The sequence below is a fragment of the Microcoleus vaginatus PCC 9802 genome, assembly GCA_022701275.1.
In the GTDB taxonomy this organism is placed as follows: domain Bacteria; phylum Cyanobacteriota; class Cyanobacteriia; order Cyanobacteriales; family Microcoleaceae; genus Microcoleus; species Microcoleus vaginatus_A.
This window is the reverse complement of sequence record CP031740.1, coordinates 3,490,207-3,508,101: the sequence shown is the minus strand read 5'-3', so window position 1 is coordinate 3,508,101 and position 17,895 is coordinate 3,490,207. Positions and strand designations below refer to the sequence as shown.

The 17,895-nt window shown below is 46.6% G+C and carries 14 protein-coding genes; 11 read left to right on the top strand and 3 right to left on the bottom strand.

Annotated elements, in window-relative coordinates; all coding sequences use genetic code 11:
- Positions 1 to 126: 126 nt before the first annotated feature.
- Both cpcA and D0A34_14245 read right to left on the bottom strand, forming a co-directional pair.
- Complete coding sequence (gene cpcA, locus D0A34_14250; protein ID UNU19881.1) at positions 127 to 615, bottom strand: phycocyanin subunit alpha; 489 nt, start codon at positions 613 to 615, stop codon at positions 127 to 129.
- Positions 616 to 717: 102 nt separating this feature from the next.
- Positions 718 to 1,236 (bottom strand): phycocyanin subunit beta, encoded by a 519-nt coding sequence (locus D0A34_14245; protein ID UNU19880.1) that lies wholly within the window; start codon positions 1,234 to 1,236, stop codon positions 718 to 720.
- Between the two features lie 211 nt (positions 1,237 to 1,447).
- Here D0A34_14245 and D0A34_14240 point away from each other — a divergent pair, with 211 nt between their 5' ends.
- The 4 genes from D0A34_14240 (at position 1,448) to psb27 (ending at position 7,526) form a co-directional block, all read left to right on the top strand.
- Entirely contained in the window at positions 1,448 to 1,684 is a 237-nt protein-coding gene (locus tag D0A34_14240) for a hypothetical protein (GenBank protein ID UNU19879.1), read from the top strand.
- Between the two features lie 919 nt (positions 1,685 to 2,603).
- Positions 2,604 to 5,423 (top strand): cation-transporting P-type ATPase, encoded by a 2,820-nt coding sequence (locus tag D0A34_14235; GenBank protein ID UNU19878.1) that lies wholly within the window; start codon positions 2,604 to 2,606, stop codon positions 5,421 to 5,423.
- A gap of 304 nt (positions 5,424 to 5,727) precedes the next feature.
- The gene (locus tag D0A34_14230; protein ID UNU19877.1) at positions 5,728 to 6,981 is read left to right on the top strand and encodes a DNA replication/repair protein RecF; all 1,254 of its coding nucleotides are present in this window, start codon (positions 5,728 to 5,730) and stop codon (positions 6,979 to 6,981) included.
- A 146-nt stretch (positions 6,982 to 7,127) separates the two neighbouring features.
- Complete coding sequence (gene psb27, locus D0A34_14225; GenBank protein ID UNU19876.1) at positions 7,128 to 7,526, top strand: photosystem II protein Psb27; 399 nt, start codon at positions 7,128 to 7,130, stop codon at positions 7,524 to 7,526.
- Between the two features lie 279 nt (positions 7,527 to 7,805).
- Here psb27 and D0A34_14220 read toward each other — a convergent pair whose 3' ends face one another.
- Positions 7,806 to 7,988, bottom strand: a complete 183-nt coding sequence (locus D0A34_14220) for a hypothetical protein (protein UNU19875.1) — start codon at positions 7,986 to 7,988, stop codon at positions 7,806 to 7,808.
- Positions 7,989 to 7,999: 11 nt separating this feature from the next.
- Between D0A34_14220 and D0A34_14215 the strand changes: the two genes are divergently transcribed.
- The 7 genes from D0A34_14215 to D0A34_14185 all read left to right on the top strand — a co-directional run bounded on the left by D0A34_14215 (position 8,000) and on the right by D0A34_14185 (position 17,776).
- Positions 8,000 to 9,643 carry a hypothetical protein gene (locus tag D0A34_14215; protein UNU19874.1) on the top strand — a complete coding sequence of 548 codons (1,644 nt, stop codon included), beginning with the start codon at positions 8,000 to 8,002 and terminating at the stop codon, positions 9,641 to 9,643.
- A 262-nt stretch (positions 9,644 to 9,905) separates the two neighbouring features.
- Positions 9,906 to 10,802 carry a polysaccharide deacetylase family protein gene (locus D0A34_14210; GenBank protein UNU19873.1) on the top strand — a complete coding sequence of 299 codons (897 nt, stop codon included), beginning with the start codon at positions 9,906 to 9,908 and terminating at the stop codon, positions 10,800 to 10,802.
- Between the two features lie 117 nt (positions 10,803 to 10,919).
- Positions 10,920 to 11,546 carry a restriction endonuclease subunit R gene (locus tag D0A34_14205; GenBank protein UNU19872.1) on the top strand — a complete coding sequence of 209 codons (627 nt, stop codon included), beginning with the start codon at positions 10,920 to 10,922 and terminating at the stop codon, positions 11,544 to 11,546.
- 73 nt (positions 11,547 to 11,619) lie between these two features.
- Positions 11,620 to 12,897, top strand: coding sequence for a bifunctional sterol desaturase/short chain dehydrogenase (locus tag D0A34_14200; protein ID UNU19871.1), 1,278 nt, complete (start codon positions 11,620 to 11,622; stop codon positions 12,895 to 12,897).
- A 656-nt stretch (positions 12,898 to 13,553) separates the two neighbouring features.
- A complete protein-coding gene (locus tag D0A34_14195) occupies positions 13,554 to 14,453 on the top strand; it encodes a hypothetical protein (protein UNU19870.1) in 900 nt (299 codons plus the stop codon).
- Positions 14,454 to 14,780: 327 nt separating this feature from the next.
- Positions 14,781 to 15,497 carry a peptidoglycan-binding protein gene (locus D0A34_14190; protein ID UNU22297.1) on the top strand — a complete coding sequence of 239 codons (717 nt, stop codon included), beginning with the start codon at positions 14,781 to 14,783 and terminating at the stop codon, positions 15,495 to 15,497.
- A 152-nt stretch (positions 15,498 to 15,649) separates the two neighbouring features.
- Complete coding sequence (locus D0A34_14185; GenBank protein ID UNU19869.1) at positions 15,650 to 17,776, top strand: caspase family protein; 2,127 nt, start codon at positions 15,650 to 15,652, stop codon at positions 17,774 to 17,776.
- Positions 17,777 to 17,895: the final 119 nt, after the last annotated feature.

Below are 17,895 nucleotides of genomic sequence, written 5' to 3'. Positions count from 1 at the left end.
TTAAAAATTGAAAACTGCTTAAAAAAGTATTTGCAAAACTAGGCTTGGATCGCAGATGCCCGGAATTGTAAACAACCGCTAACACTTAAGCTAACAGCAGCTTACAATTCCGGGCATCACGCAAATCTAGCTTAGAGCGTTGATTGCGTAGTCGATGTAGGAATTCGCTTCAGTTGCAGCGTCGCCACTGAGACCGTGGTTGCCTTTGATGTACTTGAGAGCTTCAACGTACCAGCTAGGAGACAATTCAAATGTCCGGTTGATTTCGTCAACACCTGCAATCAGGTACTCGTCCATCGGACCGGTGCCGCCTGCAACTAAGCAGTAGGTTACCATCCGCAGGTAGTAGCCGATGTCGCGAGAGCACTTCGCTTTACCTGTTGGGGTAGAAGCGTAGTTCGGGCCTTGCATTTGTTGGGTGTACGGGAATTTGTTGTACACAGCTTGAGCTGCACCGTCGATCAAGCGCTGAGAGTTGGCGGTCAACGCTTTGGCTGCTTCCAAACCTGCTGCTGCTTGGCGGAAACGGCCGAAGGCGACTTGCAGTTCAGTGCTGCTCAGGAAACGGCCTTGAGAATCGGCTGCGGTTACTGCTTCAGTCAAAGGGGTTTTCATTGTTCTGGTTTCTCCCTAATGTTGTGTTGTTTTTGTACAAAAATGATTGTTTGCAAAAATGCGATGCTCGCTTCTTTACAAGAAAGGTTCGCTTGGCTATTTTTAGCCGACTGCATTAGCTGCGCGGTCGAAGTAGCTGCCGATTTCAGACATCAGCGAGCTGCAATCACCACGGGTAACACCGTTGGGGTCGTTAGCGATCGCGATCGCTGCTTCCTTCATTTTTTGCACGCCGGCTGCAACTGAGCCACCGGGAACTCCCAGAGCTTGGTATGTTTCACGCAGACCGTTCAAGCAGCGGTCGTCTAAAACGCTGGCGTCGCCTGCAAATGTTGCATAGGTGACGTAGCGCAAGATGATTTCCATATCGCGCAAGCAAGCTGCCGCGCGGCGGTTGGTGTACGCATTGCCACCAGGAGCGATCAGTTGCGGCTGTTCGGCGAACAGGGCGCGAGCTGCATTGGCTACGATGCTGGATGCGTTACCGGTGATGCGGTTTACTGCGTCAATCCGCTTGTTAGCGTCGGAAACCATGCCGCTGAGAGCATCTAGTTGACCCTGAGCTAGAAATTCGCCCCGAGCGTCAGATTGGGAAACCACTTTTGTAAATGCGTCAAACATGAAAGAACTCTCCTATTTGAGTTAATTGAGTTTGGTTGCGGTATAAAACCGTTAAGTTAAATTTGTTCAGGCTACGAGTGCCTGCCAGGGTTGAAATTTGATGCCAGCTACTCTGCTGGTCCCATCGATCTCTCCCTTTCCGCTACCTGCACTATTGTTACATTGCAACGGAGGTTTAAGAAACCTTAGAAAATTTTACACCTTTTATGAGATGCGACAAACCTTGTCAATCAGGGTTTTTGTTAACTTTGGCCTGTCGTTTCAACCCTCTGATAATCTTTATACAATGCTCGCCTGCGTTTGTTTATTACAAATTATTACAGAAACTTATCTCTCTAAGAAGGTAAATCTCGGGGGGGCAAGTGCGGGCAAATCTCCTTCCTCGGGTAGATGCGGGGTTGTCGCAATAAACGAAGAGTTTGTTTCGATCGCCCTGCAGTGGCGGTAGAACCGCCCGGAACCGTCCCGTGGCCCGATCGCCTTTGTTGGCTTTCTCTGGAAAATCCGAATTGTTAAGAAGTATTAAGTAAATTAAAGTTTTCGTAAAAGAAGGCTGGGGGAATAGGGAAAAAAGCAAAAATTCTGCCCCATGTCAGGATGGCTGCAGAATTGGGTGTGGGTAAAATCCAAAAGATTGGGAACCCGATCGCCACAGCCTCAGCTTTTGCCGGAAATATCAGCATTTAGTGACAAAACTCAGCCGTTGGAAGTTGAAAGACCGGGCCCGGTCTTTCATAACGCGGGGATTCTTATATCATGAGGAGTCCTTGAACTTGAACCCAGAGCCAGCATCTACTGTGTTCCCCGCAGCGGTTGCAAAAAAACTTTCTTCATCTATATGTTGTATGTTCTGCTTCCCACAGAATAGTCGCACGGAAGCGTGTGGGAAGCTGAGCATTGTCGATGGTGAGAAAACCAACAGAGGCGATCGAGACCTGTCAACGCAGCGCCATTTTTCTTTTAACATTAAACAATGCAAAATAGATGAGTTCGGATACGAGCGTTTTATTACGTTTTTTTTAAGGTAGGTTTTAACCTGCGGCGCACGGTTGCATCCCCGTAATAAAATCACTCTTGCTTTCAGCTTCTTTTCTGTGTGATAGCCGAAGGAATTGCTAATTTTTAGTAGTAAGGTGGATAGGTGCTATCAGCCGTAGGTATACAAACGGCGCGATCGAGCCGCCAGACGCAGTGAAGTTAAAAGCTTTTTGCTTCCCCGGCATCGAACCGCCCAAAACGAGTCCCAAGTTAAACAGTTTTTTATTCAGAACTCAAAACTTAAAAGTCTCTGACTGTAATCAGCCACATCCATCGGCTGTAGCTGTCCGGCCTCATTCGCCTAATTTCCCCATGCGCGATCATAATTTATGTCTTCAAATTCTCCCTCTTCTTGGCACACCGTAGCAATTGACAAAACTCTCCAGCAGCTAAGCAGCAACAAAGACGCTGGCTTGAGCAGCCAACAGGTGTCAGAACGCTTGCAGCAATACGGCCCCAACGAACTCGAAGAAACAGGAGGCCGCAGTCCGTGGTCGATTTTTGTCGATCAGTTCACCAACATCATGTTGTTGATGCTGATGGGTGTGGCCGTGATTTCGGCTTTTTTGGACATCAGGTCGAATACTTTTCCCAAAGATGCGATCGCCATTTTTGCGATCGTCATACTCAACGGCATTCTCGGCTATTTCCAAGAGCAAAGTGCTGAAAAAGCCCTCGCAGCCCTCAAAAACCTCGCTTCCCCCCTAGTCAGAGTCGTGCGGGACGGCAAAACTTCGGAAATAGCAGCCAAGGAACTCGTACCCGGAGACGTGATGCTGTTGGAGGCTGGGGTAAAAATAGCAGCAGACGCACGCTTGATCGAAACATCAAATCTGCAAGTCAGAGAATCAGCTTTAACAGGGGAAGCTCTAGCAGTAACCAAGCAAGCTGATCTAGAACTTCCCGAAGATGCTTCCTTGGGCGATCGACTTAACGTGATTTTTCAGGGCACAGAAGTTGTTCAGGGACGAGCCAAGGCGATCGTTACCAACACCGGAATGCAAACTGAACTGGGCAAAATTGCCACCATGCTTCAGTCAGTAGAAAACGAACCGACTCCCCTGCAACAGCGGATGGATCAGTTGGGAAATGTTCTAGTCTCCGGTGCCCTAACCTTAGTCGCAATTGTCGTCATCGGCGGCATGATTACCTTCCAAAACGGCGGCATCGGGTTCGATACCAGCCGGTTTGAAGATTTGTTAGAAGTGTCTCTGAGCATGGCTGTGGCTGTGGTTCCCGAAGGACTTGCAGCAGTCGTGACAGTTACTCTGGCACTCGGAACTAGGCGGATGGTGAAGCGAAATGCCCTGATTCGCAAACTGCCGGCCGTAGAAACTTTGGGATCAGTTACTACCATTTGTTCTGACAAAACAGGTACTCTGACTCAAAATAAAATGGTAGTTCAGCTAGTGTCTACGGGCGACTGCACTGTCGCCGTCGCAGGCGATGGCTATGCCCCGATCGGAGATTTTAGCGATCGCCTGACATCAGCCAAAATTAATAATTTAGAGGAATATCCAGAACTCGAATCTTTATTAATTGCCTGTGCAGTTTGCAACGACGCAGTATTGCAACAAGAACAGCAAGAATGGCAGATTTTAGGCGACCCCACAGAAGGAGCTCTGCTGTGTGTAGCAGGAAAAGCAGGCATTTATAAGGAAAAACAGTCTCAATTGTTGCCACGGACGGCGGAATTTCCTTTTTCTTCCGAACGCAAGCGGATGAGCGTGATTTGCGAAGTGCCCGGCCGATCGGGAAATTCGGGATTTCCCGCAGAAAAAGGACAGCAGTCAAATTATTTGATGCTGACCAAAGGTTCTCCAGAGTTGACTTTGGAGCGCTGCAAAGGCATTATAGTCGGCGATCAAGTACAACCTTTGAATCAGGAAATGCGCGATCGCATCCTCGCCGAAAACAACAACATGGCAAGCGGCGGTTTGCGAGTCCTCGGGTTTGCGTACAAACTCTGGGAAAACTTGCCGCCCGAAGGTTCTGAGGAAACCAGCGAACAAAACATGATTTGGCTGGGACTCGTCAGTATGCTCGACGCCCCGCGCCCGGAAGTGCGGGAAGCAGTGGTGAAGTGCCGCAATGCAGGCATTCGGGTGGTGATGATTACAGGAGACCACCAATTGACAGCAAAAGCCATCGCCTACGATTTAGGTATTGCTACAGAGGGCGATCGAGTTCTCACCGGTCAAGAATTAGAAAAGCTCAGCCAAGAGGAACTCAAACAGCAAGTCGAACAGGTTAGCGTTTACGCCCGCGTTTCCCCCGAACACAAATTGCGAATAGTCCAAGCTTTGCAAAGTTGGGGCAAATTTGTCGCGATGACCGGCGACGGAGTTAACGACGCCCCCGCCTTGAAACAAGCCGATATCGGCATCGCCATGGGGATTACCGGCACCGATGTCAGCAAAGAAGCTAGCGATATGGTGCTCCTCGACGATAACTTCGCAACTATTGTCGCCGCTGCTGAAGAAGGGCGAGTGGTTTATAGCAATATTCGCCGCTTTATTAAATACATTTTGGGCAGCAACATCGGCGAAGTTTTGACAATTGCGGCGGCACCTTTAATGGGTTTGGGAGGAGTGCCGCTGACGCCGCTGCAAATTTTGTGGATGAACTTAGTAACAGACGGCGTTCCCGCTTTGGCCTTGGCTGTGGAACCGGGGGAACCGAACGTGATGAAAAGGCCTCCTTTCAGTCCGCGAGAAAGTATTTTTGCGCGGGGTTTGGGTTCTTACATGATTCGGATCGGGATTATTTTTGCAATTTTGACCATCGCGATGATGTCCTGGGCTTACGGATATACTCACTCTCCCGGACACGGAGATCCAGATGCTTGGAAAACAATGGTGTTTACAACTCTTTGTTTGGCGCAAATGGGTCACGCGATCGCAATTCGGTCTAACACTCAGCTAACTATTGAGTTAAATCCATTCACTAATGTTTTTGTGTGGGCGGCTGTAATTGTGACTACTATTCTGCAATTGATGCTGATTTATGTTCCGCCGCTGAGAGCATTTTTCGGCACTCATTATTTAACGGGGTTTGAGTTGCTGATTTGCTTCGGTTTCAGCGCTCTGATGTTTGTCTGGATTGAAATGGAAAAACTGTTCTTGCGCTTTTACCAATCTAGAAAATAGTGTTAACGGCTGAGGAATACTGAGCGATGTTTCATTATTAGCTAGAACCCTCGCAGGCAATATTCTCTCTTCACATCCGCCAGGGGTTTCAATCCCTGGCTCACAGCCAAAGTCATCGCTATGAAGACTAAAGAGATTGTGTCACAATTAAACATTTATTAGTTCGTTATAATGTCATTGCGAGCGCAACGCTCGGCGAAAATCGCAATTGCAAAGGCTCGTGGTTGCCAACCCGTAAGGTGCGCCCGGTCGTGCACCCTACGATGACTGTATTACCAATTACCGATAACCAATTACTAATATTATGTATTTGAAAACGCTGCACCTACGGCAGTTTCGGAACTACTTTGATCAAAAGGTAGCGTTTGACGCTCCCAAAACCATTTTAGTAGGAAATAACGCGCAAGGAAAATCTAACTTGTTAGAAGCCGTCGAGTTGCTTTCTACATTAAAAAGCCACCGGGTAGGGCGCGATCGCGATTTAATACTCGACTCAAAGCCGATCGGGCAAATTGATGCTACACTCGAACGTCAAACCGGAGCAATCGACTTAGCTTTAACTCTTCGCTCTGGGGCGCGTCGAACACTGAAGCTCAATGGTGAACCGCTGCGCCGCCATTTAGACTTTTTGAGTGTCTTAAATGTAGTGCAATTTTCTTGTTTGGATTTGGACTTAGTGCGCGGCGGGCCCGAAGGAAGGCGCAATTGGATCGATCGCCTAGTCATCCAATTAGAACCGATTTACGCTCACATCTTGCAGCAGTACAACCAAATTTTGCGCCAGCGAAACGCTCTGTTGAAACGTTCTAAAGAAATCAGGAAAGCGGAATTTTCCCACAGTTTTGACAAGATGCCATTTGTTGCACCCGAAAGTCCCGAACCGGAAAATACAGAAGACTTACCCCTCCCCAATTCCCCATTCCCAATTCCTAACTCGCAATTCCCCATTCCCCGTTCGGAACTAGCTTTGTGGGACGCGCAGTTGGCGACAGCGGGCGCTCGCGTCATCCGCAGGCGCGATCGAATTTTGGAGCGATTGATGCCTTTAGCTCGAAATTGGCACCGTTCAATTAGCGGTTCAGGCGAAGTTTTAGATGTGAAATACGATGCTAATATTGAAGTAGGCGCGGAATTAATCGCTAAAGATAATCTCGAAGGAGTGCGACAAGCATTTTTAGAGAAAATTCAAAAAAGGGCGATCGCAGAACAGTTTCAAGGAACCACTTTAGTCGGCCCCCATCGCGACGACATTACATTTACCATTAACAATACCCCAGCTCGTCAATACGCATCCCAAGGTCAGCAGCGAACTCTGGTATTAGCATTAAAATTAGCCGAACTGCAGCTTATTGAAGAAGTCGTCGGTGAAGCGCCTTTACTATTGCTCGACGACGTACTTGCAGAACTCGATCTGAGCCGCCAAAATCAACTTTTAGAAACAATTCAAGAACGATTTCAAACTCTGATTACTACAACTCACCTAGGCGCTTTTGATGCTCAGTGGCTGCGACAAACTCAAATTCTCTCCGTCGTTGCTGGACAAATCAATCGATTTTAGATTTTAGATTTTAGATTTTAGATTGACAAACTTTCTGTTTCATGGTAATGGTACAAAAAAATGAAAAATTGGCATTATTAACTCAATTCGAGATAGGATAAAGGTTAATTTTGATTGCCGTTTTCGCTTCCATTTTTCTAAACCTTATGAAGCATTACATTTCCCGTCTGTTAGCCCTGGTATTAGTTGTTGTCATCGGCGTAGCGGGCTGTACCAATGTTCCGGCCACTCTGAGTGGAGATTATGGCCAAGACACATTAGCATTAGTGAAGAGCTTGAGAACAGCGCTCACTTTGCCCGAGGGCGCGCCCGAAAAAGCCGCCGCTCAAGCCGCTGCTCGCACAAGTATCAACGATTTTTTTGCTGCATATCGCCGCGATCCCGCTCTTACCAAGCTGGCATCTTTCACGACAATGCGGACGGCATTAAACTCTTTGGCAGGACATTACAGTTCCTATCCCAACCGTCCCGTTCCTGAAAAATTGAAAAAGCGTCTTGAGTCAGAATTTCAGCAGATTGAAGCTGCTCTTAACAGAGGAGCTTAATCTCAAAATTTAGGATCAAGGATAAATTTTAATAATTCATCTTTCATCCTTGATATTTGAGTGTTAACAATTTTTAGTAGAAATATCAACTGCTTTTAGCGCCCACTGTATCCAGGCGCTTTTTTATGCAGAATTTAGGGAAAAAATACTGAAAAATCGAACAGGATATGATATCAAATCCGGGCTTTTTACCCCCTTTATTTTTGAGTACCCGAAGGCGCGTGCCTGCGCGCCAACACTTAGGCAGAGGAAAGTTTGTATAACATAGCAGCGCTTGAATCACCGAGTCTTATCTTGCCCGATCGCCCTGGTTCGATTTAAATAGCCGCCAGATAGAATTTGCATTGTGCGATCGACTTGTGCCATAACTAAGTCAAGCGAAAAAGTAGAAAATTTGTAGCTGCTTGTTGAGCGCGATCGCAAAAATGCGATCGCCACCCAATTTAAACCAGAAAACCCCATTCAATTCTCCCATGAAAATTGCACCAACTCGCATCGCGAATTTTCAACACCAGCGACGCTTTTTAAGTGCGGTAACTGCTGTTTTAACCAGTAGCTTCATCAGCCAGCTTGTTTGGCCGTTTATCGGAAATCAACCAGCTTTTGCCCAAACATCAGCCTACTGCCAATTATCCCAAGAACAGGTCAATCAAAAAGAAGACTTGCGCCGCGCCGCGCTGTCGGGAAAACCGGAATCTCAGCAAGCATATTTTGCTGTTTTGAACAAACACGCGCGAGAAATAGCAGAATGTCGCCAAAAAACTTGGCCGGAAACCCAAGCAGTTTGGCTGCGTTTGTATCCCTGCGATGTCAGACCCGGAGAACTCGATCGAGTATTAGACAAAGTTGTGAATAAAGGCTACAACCAAGTCTATGTCGAAGTGTTTTACGATGGTCAAGTGCTGCTACCAGTCGCAGACAATCCGACAGCTTGGCCTTCTGTTTTGAGAAATCGCGGTTACGAGAAATACGATTTGTTAGAAAAGGCGATCGCCAAAGGTAAACAACGAGGTTTAAAAGTTTATGCCTGGTTGTTTAGCATGAACTTTGGGTATACCTATGCTCAGCGTCCCGACAGACAGCAAACCCTCGCTATCAACGGTAAAAATCAGACAAGTTTAACAGTAACTGAAGGCGCAGCAATTAACGAGGACTTCGGAGAAGTGCCGGGCAATCAAGCCTTTATAGATCCGTACAACCCACAAGCACGGCAAGACTATACTTTGTTAGTAAATCAAATAGTCAAGCGCAAGCCGCAAGGAATGTTATTCGACTACATTCGCTATCTACGGGGCGTCGGACCCGCTTCAGTGGCTACCAAAGTTCAAGACTTGTGGATTTACGGCCCAGCATCGCAGCAAGTTCTTTTGCAGCGGGCTAACAATCAGCAAGGGCGAGATTTAATTCAGCGATATTTGACTAAGGGATTTATCAATCCTAATGACGTTCAAGCAGTAGTCAAACAGTATCCAACAGAGCGAGAACCTCTTTGGCAGGGGCGAATTCCGCAGGCGATGTCAGTAGCAACTCCACCTTCAAGAAGAGAGAATGCCGCATCAAGATCGGCCTCAACAACTCCCGCCGCTAATAAGCCAAACCCTGCAACTCCCACATCAAAACCGACACCGCCACTTCCCGATACCGGCATTCTGCAAAAAGACCTCTGGAAACTGAGCGTTGCTCACGCAGTCCAAGGGATTTTAGATTTTTTAGGAATAGCTATTCAACCAGCTCAAAGGATGGGAATTCCTGTAGGAGCAGTGTTTTTTCCCACTGCAAATCAAACGATAAATGAAGGGGGATATGATTCGAGATTGCAGCCTTGGGACAGCTTTCCGGCTGCTGTGGAATTCCACGCCATGTCTTACGGAAATTGTGGGGATGTAAGCTGCATTGTGCCACAGGTGCAGCGAACAGTGAGTTTAGCGCCTGCGGGAGCAAAAATTATTCCTGCCATTGCTGGAGATTGGGGAAAACCTCTCAGAAATCGGCCGTCTTTGGAGATTCAAATGCGGGCCATTCGCTCGGCGACGCCGCAAATTAATGCGGTGAGTCATTTTGCTTTTGGGTGGCAAGAACCGGAGGATGAAAGGGCGCGGCAAACTTGCCGATTGTAGATAGTCCTTGACAGATAGGGTGTCATCACGTTGTTTTATTGTCGCGAAAAGAGCCAGAAAGTGTAGATTTTTTATTAAGAAACCGGGTTTTGATAGCGGAAAGGGTGGCTAGCCACGATTGATTTGCCTAAAAAAACCCGGTTTCTGCCTAAGTCTAGCTTTAGTGCGATCAACGTTTTGCAAAAAAAAATAATTTACCAACCTTTTAAGCTAGCAGAACAATCAGGCATAATGAGATTGTTCAAAATAAATCCTATACCGGATGAGTCGCAAAGGCAATAAAAAACGGGTTATTAAAACCGTTATACTTATCGGATTGAGCATCACAATTTCTCTGTTGTCGGAAAACAGAAAAACCGCCAATTCAAATCCGCTAATACCGATCGCACCCGTTGAAAATCCCCCGCCAAACCTGCTGAAACCCCCAAAACTAAAAACACCCCCTTCTCTCTCCGCAACTCCCTCTCCCAAACCTCCCGAACAACCTTTAGTCTTCGCACCGCCCGCACAATTTCACAGCCAAATAGTTTATAAAGCCAGTATTAACAACTCAAAAGTTATCGCCCTGACATTTGACGATGGCCCTTCGCCTGAAACTTTGAAAATATTAGAAGTTTTGCACAAACATCAAGTTGTGGGCACATTTTTCTGCTTGGGTGCAAATTTGCGGGAGTATCCAGAAATTGCGAAAAGAGTTGTGCAAGCGGGAAATGCGATCGGCAACCATACTTGGCATCACTATTCTCACAATGTTACCGAAAAAACAGCCTCAGATGAAATAGATAATACTGGCATTCATATTTATCGATCGACTGGGGCAAAAAGTTTCTTGTTTCGCCCGCCCGGCGGCCGCTTAAATAACGGTTTAGCAGCTTACGCTCAAAAGAAGAATTATGTAGTGGTGATGTGGTCGATCGACCCTAAAGACTTTCTGCAACCTCCGGCCGCTGCGATCGCTCTTACCGTGCTATCCCAAGCGACATCGGGGGCGATCGTATTGTTGCACGACGGCGGTGGCAATCGCCAGCAAACAGTCGAGGCACTATCTGCAATTATTCCCAAACTCAAACAGCAGGGATATCGTTTTGTAACCGTGCCGCAATTGTTGCAAATGCAAGCTGGACAAAAACAGCGAATTGCCGATCAAAAATCCCCATGAACACACATCTCAGCAAAATTAACTTACTCGGAATTTCATCTGCGTTCATTTGCGTTCATCTGCGGTTAAAAATCCAATTATGCTAAATTTATTGACAACCATATAAATTCTGATAAGATAATGCAAAAAATTCAATCAAGAGACATCAACCTCCGCTATCTAATCGATAACTTCGGCTTGCAGCGAGTTCGCAACACCGAATTTTTTCCAGAATGGCAAGAAAACTTACCCGAAGTAACAGAGTCAGAAAAACAATTGCTCGATCGCGTCCAAGACATATACTTCAACTTGGTAGACACCCCGCCTGTATTGGAAAATGCAGTCAAGCTAACAATCATCAGCCCCATTTTGTTTATTGCCGGTCTGTATGAGTCTCCTTTTCAAGTCAAAGCCGAAAAGTCTAGATCCATTCAAGAGGAAGACGAAGGCAGAATCATCGAAGGCAGAATAGATATCCTAATTATGAAAGCAAACTTGTGGGTGACAGTAATTGAATCCAAACAACTTGCTTTCTCCACTGACGAAGCACTCGCACAACTCCTGACATATATGCTGGCCGATCCCAACTCAGAAACTCCTACTTTTGGGATGATTTCCACAGGTGCTAACTTCAATTTTGTTAAGTTAGTCAGAGGGGAAACTCCCCAGTATGCGCGATCGGCTGAATTTGTTATTTCCAATCCCGGCAATGAATTGTACCGCGTTTTGCAAATTTTAAAACGCCTGAGTCAACTGCCAGACTAGCAATAAAAGCCATTTTGAGTTATCTTTCAAAGCAGACAATATCTAATATCTCAAATTTCAAACTGGTGCGAGCATGGTAAATTACTGGATAGTCGGCGCTGTGGCAATAACTTCTGTCTGCTGGGCAGAAATAATACGAGACTTTTATCACGTCGTGTCCCATTATTGGGCACCCCTGCAAAAGCTGCACACTTGGCATCACCGCGTTTTCCGCCCGAATTTGACAGCCGTCAGCGAGACAATTTACAAGCAAGCACACTGGCGTCACGACGTGCCCGAAGGTGCGGCGATGATGGTTTTGGGCTTGTTGCTGTGGGTTGTAGCTTATTTTGGGCTGCCGGAATATCACTGGGGCGCAGCAGCGGGTTGTATTTATACTTTAGGCTTTTTGTTGAGCGCGATCGCCCGCGCGTGCGGCATCAAAGGCGCAGACGAATTAACCGACATCACCCACCAACCGGGAGACTTCCTTACTCCCCCTGGCAAGTGGTTAGTTAATAAACCTTATCACTGGCGGCATCACTTCGACAATCAAAATGCTTACTATTGCGGTACTTTCACCTTAATAGATAAACTTATGGGTACAGCACTTTCTCTCAAAGGCAAAACTGTAGCCGTCACCGGTGCATCGGGAACTTTAGGTCGTTCGCTACTCAAACACCTGCACAAAGCTGGTGCAAAAGTGATCGCCCTCTCCTCTGGAAATGAGGAAATTACTTTGGATGTAGACGGCGAAAATTTACCTGTAAAAACCGTAACTTGGCAAGCTGGCCAAGAGGCAGACTTAGCCCTATTGTTAGAAAAAATTGATATTCTCGTCATCAATCACGGGATTAATGTACACGGAGAAAGAACAGGAGAGGCGATCGCAAACTCCTACGAAATTAACACTTTTTCTGCGTGGCGGCTGATGGAACTCTTTTTCTTAACAGTCCGCACTAACGAAAACATCGCTTGCAAAGAAGTCTGGATCAACACTTCCGAAGCAGAAGTAATTCCCGCTGTCAGTCCCCTCTACGAACTCAGCAAACGCGCCCTGGGAGATTTAGTCACCCTGCGCCGGTTAGACGCACCCTGCATCGTTCGCAAACTGATTTTAGGGCCGTTTAAAAGCAACTTAAACCCGGTCGGCATCCTGTCTCCTGACTGGGTAGCGCAGCAAATTGTCAAACAAGCTAAAGCCGATGCGCGCAATATCATCGTCACAATTAATCCTTTGACTTTTATCATTTTTCCAGTCAAAGAGTTTTTTGTTTCCCTCTACTTCCAAATCTTCAGCCGAAAGGCGATTTCAGAGATAAAGGAACCTGCGGCATCTGAAAAATCTAGCGTTGAAGCTAAGATTAATTGATCAACCAAAACCGGGTTTCCCTAGGGGCGGCGGCTGTGACTGTCCGCCCTGCTGCTAAATTCCACAAAACTAAAGCCTTTGTCACATCGTCACGAGTAAGCTCACGCCCCCACTCCCACAGTCGCAAACCCACTCTTCTAACTCATTGGGTCAAAACCGTTGGGGGGGACTGGAATCGAGAGCTGTTTCGGCTCCCATTCCCAACAGGGTTATGCTTACTGATACAAATTATTAAGTATTTTTACTAACTACTGTCTCTCCTTAGTCACTTCTATCCGCACGGGGTACTGTACGCGGCCCGTCGCGGCTGCTGAATGTGGGTTTCAACTATGCTCGTTGGTTAGTTGATACGTCCAGGACTCATAAGTGTAATTTGATAGTGGTGGAATTGGGCGATCGCGATCATTAAATAGAATAAGCAGCACACCGCTCTCGATCGCCAAAAATAAACTTTTGTAAAGGTTCGAGAAAATCCCGGAACTTACTTTGGGACAGACGTAATCAGTGAAATCACCGATCGAAGAAAGATTTTTGATAACAAGTATGAATTGATAAACTCTTTTCACAGGTTGTGAGAGGCAGGCAAAAGTTTGGCGATCGGGATCTTCAGGATGCGTCTTTCGAGCTAATCTACCTTTTCAAAAGAAAAAACTAAAATGCCAAGATCACTTGAAATCTTCGGCGATGGTCGCGTGTACGAAATAAAAGACGACCTAGCCGTTAAAGTCACGGATACAAATGGGCAAGTAAAAGCATTAATCGATGCTTTAAAGTTCAGCGTAGCTAAAACATACAACATTAATCCTCCCGACGAACAACCGCCTGATGTGGCAGAACGCAGAGGTTCAAAGCAAATCAATGGAGAAGGCTTTAAGCTTCTCACTACGTTTGAAGGATGTGAGCTAACTGCTTATGATGACGGCGGTGGAGTTTGGACAATTGGTTACGGACACACTGGCAACGATGTTTTTCCCGGGCTGACGATTAGCCAAACACAGGCAGAAGAATTACTGAGGATAGATTTAGAAAAATTTGAATCCTTTGTTGAGGATGCCGTGGAAGTTCAGCTCAATGACAATCAGTTTTCTGCACTGGTTTGTGTCTGCTTCAACGTGGGGCCAGGAGGTTTTGGAGATTCAACTCTTCTGAGGCTTTTGAACGAGAGAAATTATCAAGGAGCAGCTAATCAGTTTCCTGTGTGGAATAAGGTAAATGGTGAACCCTGGCTAGGGCTGACACGCCGACGATTGGCTGAACGATCGCTGTTTTTGGGAAAACCCTGGCAGTCATTCTTAACCTATGAAGGAACAGGCGAAGAAGCAACAGGGGAAACAATCGCAGAAGCACCTCGCACCTTGAAACTCACCGAACCCATGATGCAAGGTGAGGATGTTCGTCAAGTACAGAAAGCTTTGAAAGCAGCCGGAATCAATATAGAAGCTGATGGAGTATTTGGTAATGATACTGACAAGGCAGTGAGGCAGTTTCAGGAGCAAAAAGTGCTAACTGCCGATGGTGTGGTAGGTTCTGAAACTCGGAAAAAAGTGGCAATATAAAATCGATTTTGTAAAAATGGGGAATGACGCAATCCAACATTTTTTACACGCTTCGTGGAACCCAGGTTTAAGAATAACACTCTCTAGATAGAGTTGTGCGTCTAGAAATGACCAAATTCAAACTAATTCTAGAAAAAAACTATGACTGACTCAAGCAATATTCTATTTAATCAACCTGTAATTGTCGAAGCCTGTGAAGAATTTGTCGAACGGGATCGGTTGGAAATTAGAGGCAGTTTCCCCGGATTACTCCAAGATGCACCCATGTCTTCGACTGCGGTGGTAAATGGCTTATCTCAGCAGTTAATTTATCAACTGCAACTGATGATGCCAGATGCCTTTGTCAGTTTTGATGACCTCAATGTAGACTTGCTGGATGCAGCCTTTCCCTATGTACAAAGCCCGGCAAAACACGCACTTCAGAGAGCGATTCAAGATCGAGGCCAAACGATGCAGATCAACTCTGCTTACCGCACGATCGCTCAGCAAATGTTGCTGTATAACGATCGCTTCAACAACTCTAATCCTGTAGCTCCACCGGGAGCCAGCAACCACCAAACTGGGTTAGCGATCGACATTGAAGATGCAACAGGCTGGGAAGTTTATTTAATGCGGTATGGCTGGAATCCATTACCAGGCGACCCACCTCACTTCGACTACCAAGGCGGCGGCACGATCGATCTTCGCAGCAAATCAATACTCGCATTTCAGCAGCTTTGGAATCAGAATCATCCTAATGAAAGGATTAGCGAAGATGGCGGTTTTGGTCCTCAAACCGAGAATGCACTTAATCTCTCTCCTGCTCCAGGGTTTCCTAAAGCGCCGTGGAATGACAAACCCAGAACCTTGCGCTTGGCGGTGCCCCGAATGGAAGGCTCGGATGTACTCAAGCTTCAGGAAGGCTTGAAAAAGGCTGGGATTGTAGTTGGGGCTGATGGTGAATTTGGACCAGCAACAGATAAAGCCGTCAAGGAATTTCAGCAGAAGAAGGGTTTAAAGCCAGACGGCATTGTCGCTGTCAAAACCCGCGAACAAATGGCTTGAGGTGTTCGCCATCGACTTAACAAAATATTGAGCTGAAGAATAGGTTGCTGAATTGGCAGAGTTTTCTGAAGAGCTATAACTTACGGCTCCATAACTCTGCTGATACATCAACTCTCTGAGTTAAATACAGATGCTGGAGTGATGAGGTAAAAATGGCTGACCAACCCGATCAAACACTGAATTTTTACGCCTTATTAATAGGTATTGACTACTACCTACCCAATCGGTTGTACAAGAATCTTAAAGGAGCCGTGCGTGACATTAACCTTGTAGCAAGCTACCTCTCCGAGACACTGAAGATTCCATCCGAACGGATTTTCAAGCTGACTTCTCCGAATCCTGAAGTCGCTGAAATAATCGAAACCAAAAACCCGGAACCAACTTATGAAAATATTGTGGCGAAGTTTAAGGCTATTACAGAACTAGCTCAGCCGGGAGAGCAGGTTTACATTCACTATTCTGGACATGGAGGACGGACGACAACCATCTATCCAGAATTGAAGGGGAAGGACCAACTCGATGAGGGAATTGTGCCAATAGATATTGGCAACGAATCTGGGCGCTACCTGCGGGATGTGGAATTGGCTACACTGCTGAAGCGGATGACGGACAAAGGGTTGATTGTCACGCTTGTCTTGGATAGCTGCCACTCTGGAGAAGCAACTAGAGGCGACGATGTTGCAATTCGAGGTACTGGAGAAACCGATACAGCACCACGAGACTCCGAAAGCTTGGTTGCCCAGCGACAAGAGCTGATCGAAAACTGGCACGCTCTGACTGATGGAATTCCTGCAAGTATTACCCCCGGGCACTGGCTTCCTCAACCTAGAGATTACGTGTTGCTAGCTGCTTGTCGTCCTAGCGAGTATGCCTACGAGTATGCGGTGAGTGGTAAGGAGCGACATGGGGCGCTGACGTACTGGATGATCGATACGTTAACCAGTAGCCCTTCAGGATTGACGTACAAAACATTGCACGATCGCGTCAGTGCGAAAATTCCAAGCAAGTTCCCTCAGATGCCAATGCTCGTGGGCGAGAGCGAGCGCTTTGTCTTCGGAGTTGAGCGCGGATCTTTACAATATGCCGTCAACGTGCTTGAGGTAATTGAGGAAGAGGTAACAGAGGCAGACTCAGAACCGAAGAAAGTCGTCAAGCAAGTTCGGCTGAATGCGGGGATGGCACACGGTCTCAGTCCAGGTTATCGTTTCGCAATCTATGCGTTTGGCACGACAGATTTTACCCATAAAAATAAGCAATTGGCGATCGTTGAAATTTCCAAAGTTGGTGCTTCTGATGCCTGGGCAGATGTGATTGAGGTTCTGCGTGAGGACAAGATTGAGTCAGGCGCTCAGGCAGTGATGCTGTCAGCCCCTGTCGATTTGGTACGGGGAGTACGCCTTTTCAAAAAAGAGGTTGGTGAGAAAGACAATGAACTGCCTCAAGTTATTAAGGACAAGGAGGATGAGGCACTGAAGGCAGTTAAGGAAGCATTGGCAGGAAATGGCTGGTTGAAGCTGGCGGATGCACAACAAAAGGAAGATTATCTAGTTGCGGTTAATCAACTCGGTGAGTATGAGATTTGCGTTGGCACGCCCCTTGAAAACCTGCTACCTGCCCTGAAGATTCAGAATTCTGAGGCTCCGCAACAGGTAGTACAGCGTCTGGTACATTTGGCAAAATATCAGGCCATTCAGGAGTTGAGCAATCAATTTTCTGAGTTGACTAATCAGCTAGAAGTGGAATTACTCACACAACCAAACTGGCGACCAGGGATGCCTAAAAAACCGCAGTCATTTACCGATCCAACTAATTTAGTTGTGAAATCGGGTGAATCTACATTTTTGCGAATCAAAAATATTTCGCCTCATGTTTTAAACGTTACAGTGCTGAATCTCCAAGCAAATTGGGCAGTTTCTCGCCTGAAGATCCGAAATCAAGAAAGCTCTTTTTACCCACTCAATCCCAATGACGTAATTTTGGAGGCACTGAACTTTGAGCTACCTGATACGCAGAGATACAACCAAGCCAGGGAAACGCTGAAAGTTTTTGCGACTATCGGGAAGAACGATTTTCGTTGGCTGGAGTTACCCTCACTTGATGAAGAAATTGCGCCAAAGGCACAACTCTTCGATCGTGACAATAGTCCTCTTGGGAGACTTTTGGCAGCGGTTGGTGCTGATGTTGGCGAACCTCCATTCCGATCGAGACCAGCAGTACCGATATTCGATCCGAGTCAAGAGTGGACAACGAAGGAGATCCAGATCGCGATCCTACGATAGATGTTTTATAGAAGGGGGCAATCCCCCTGCGTGAAGCGAAGCTATGGCGTAAGCGAATCGCCCCAGAGGACACAGGGTAGCACGGGGGTCAACCCCTACAAACTCTTACAAATCGTTTG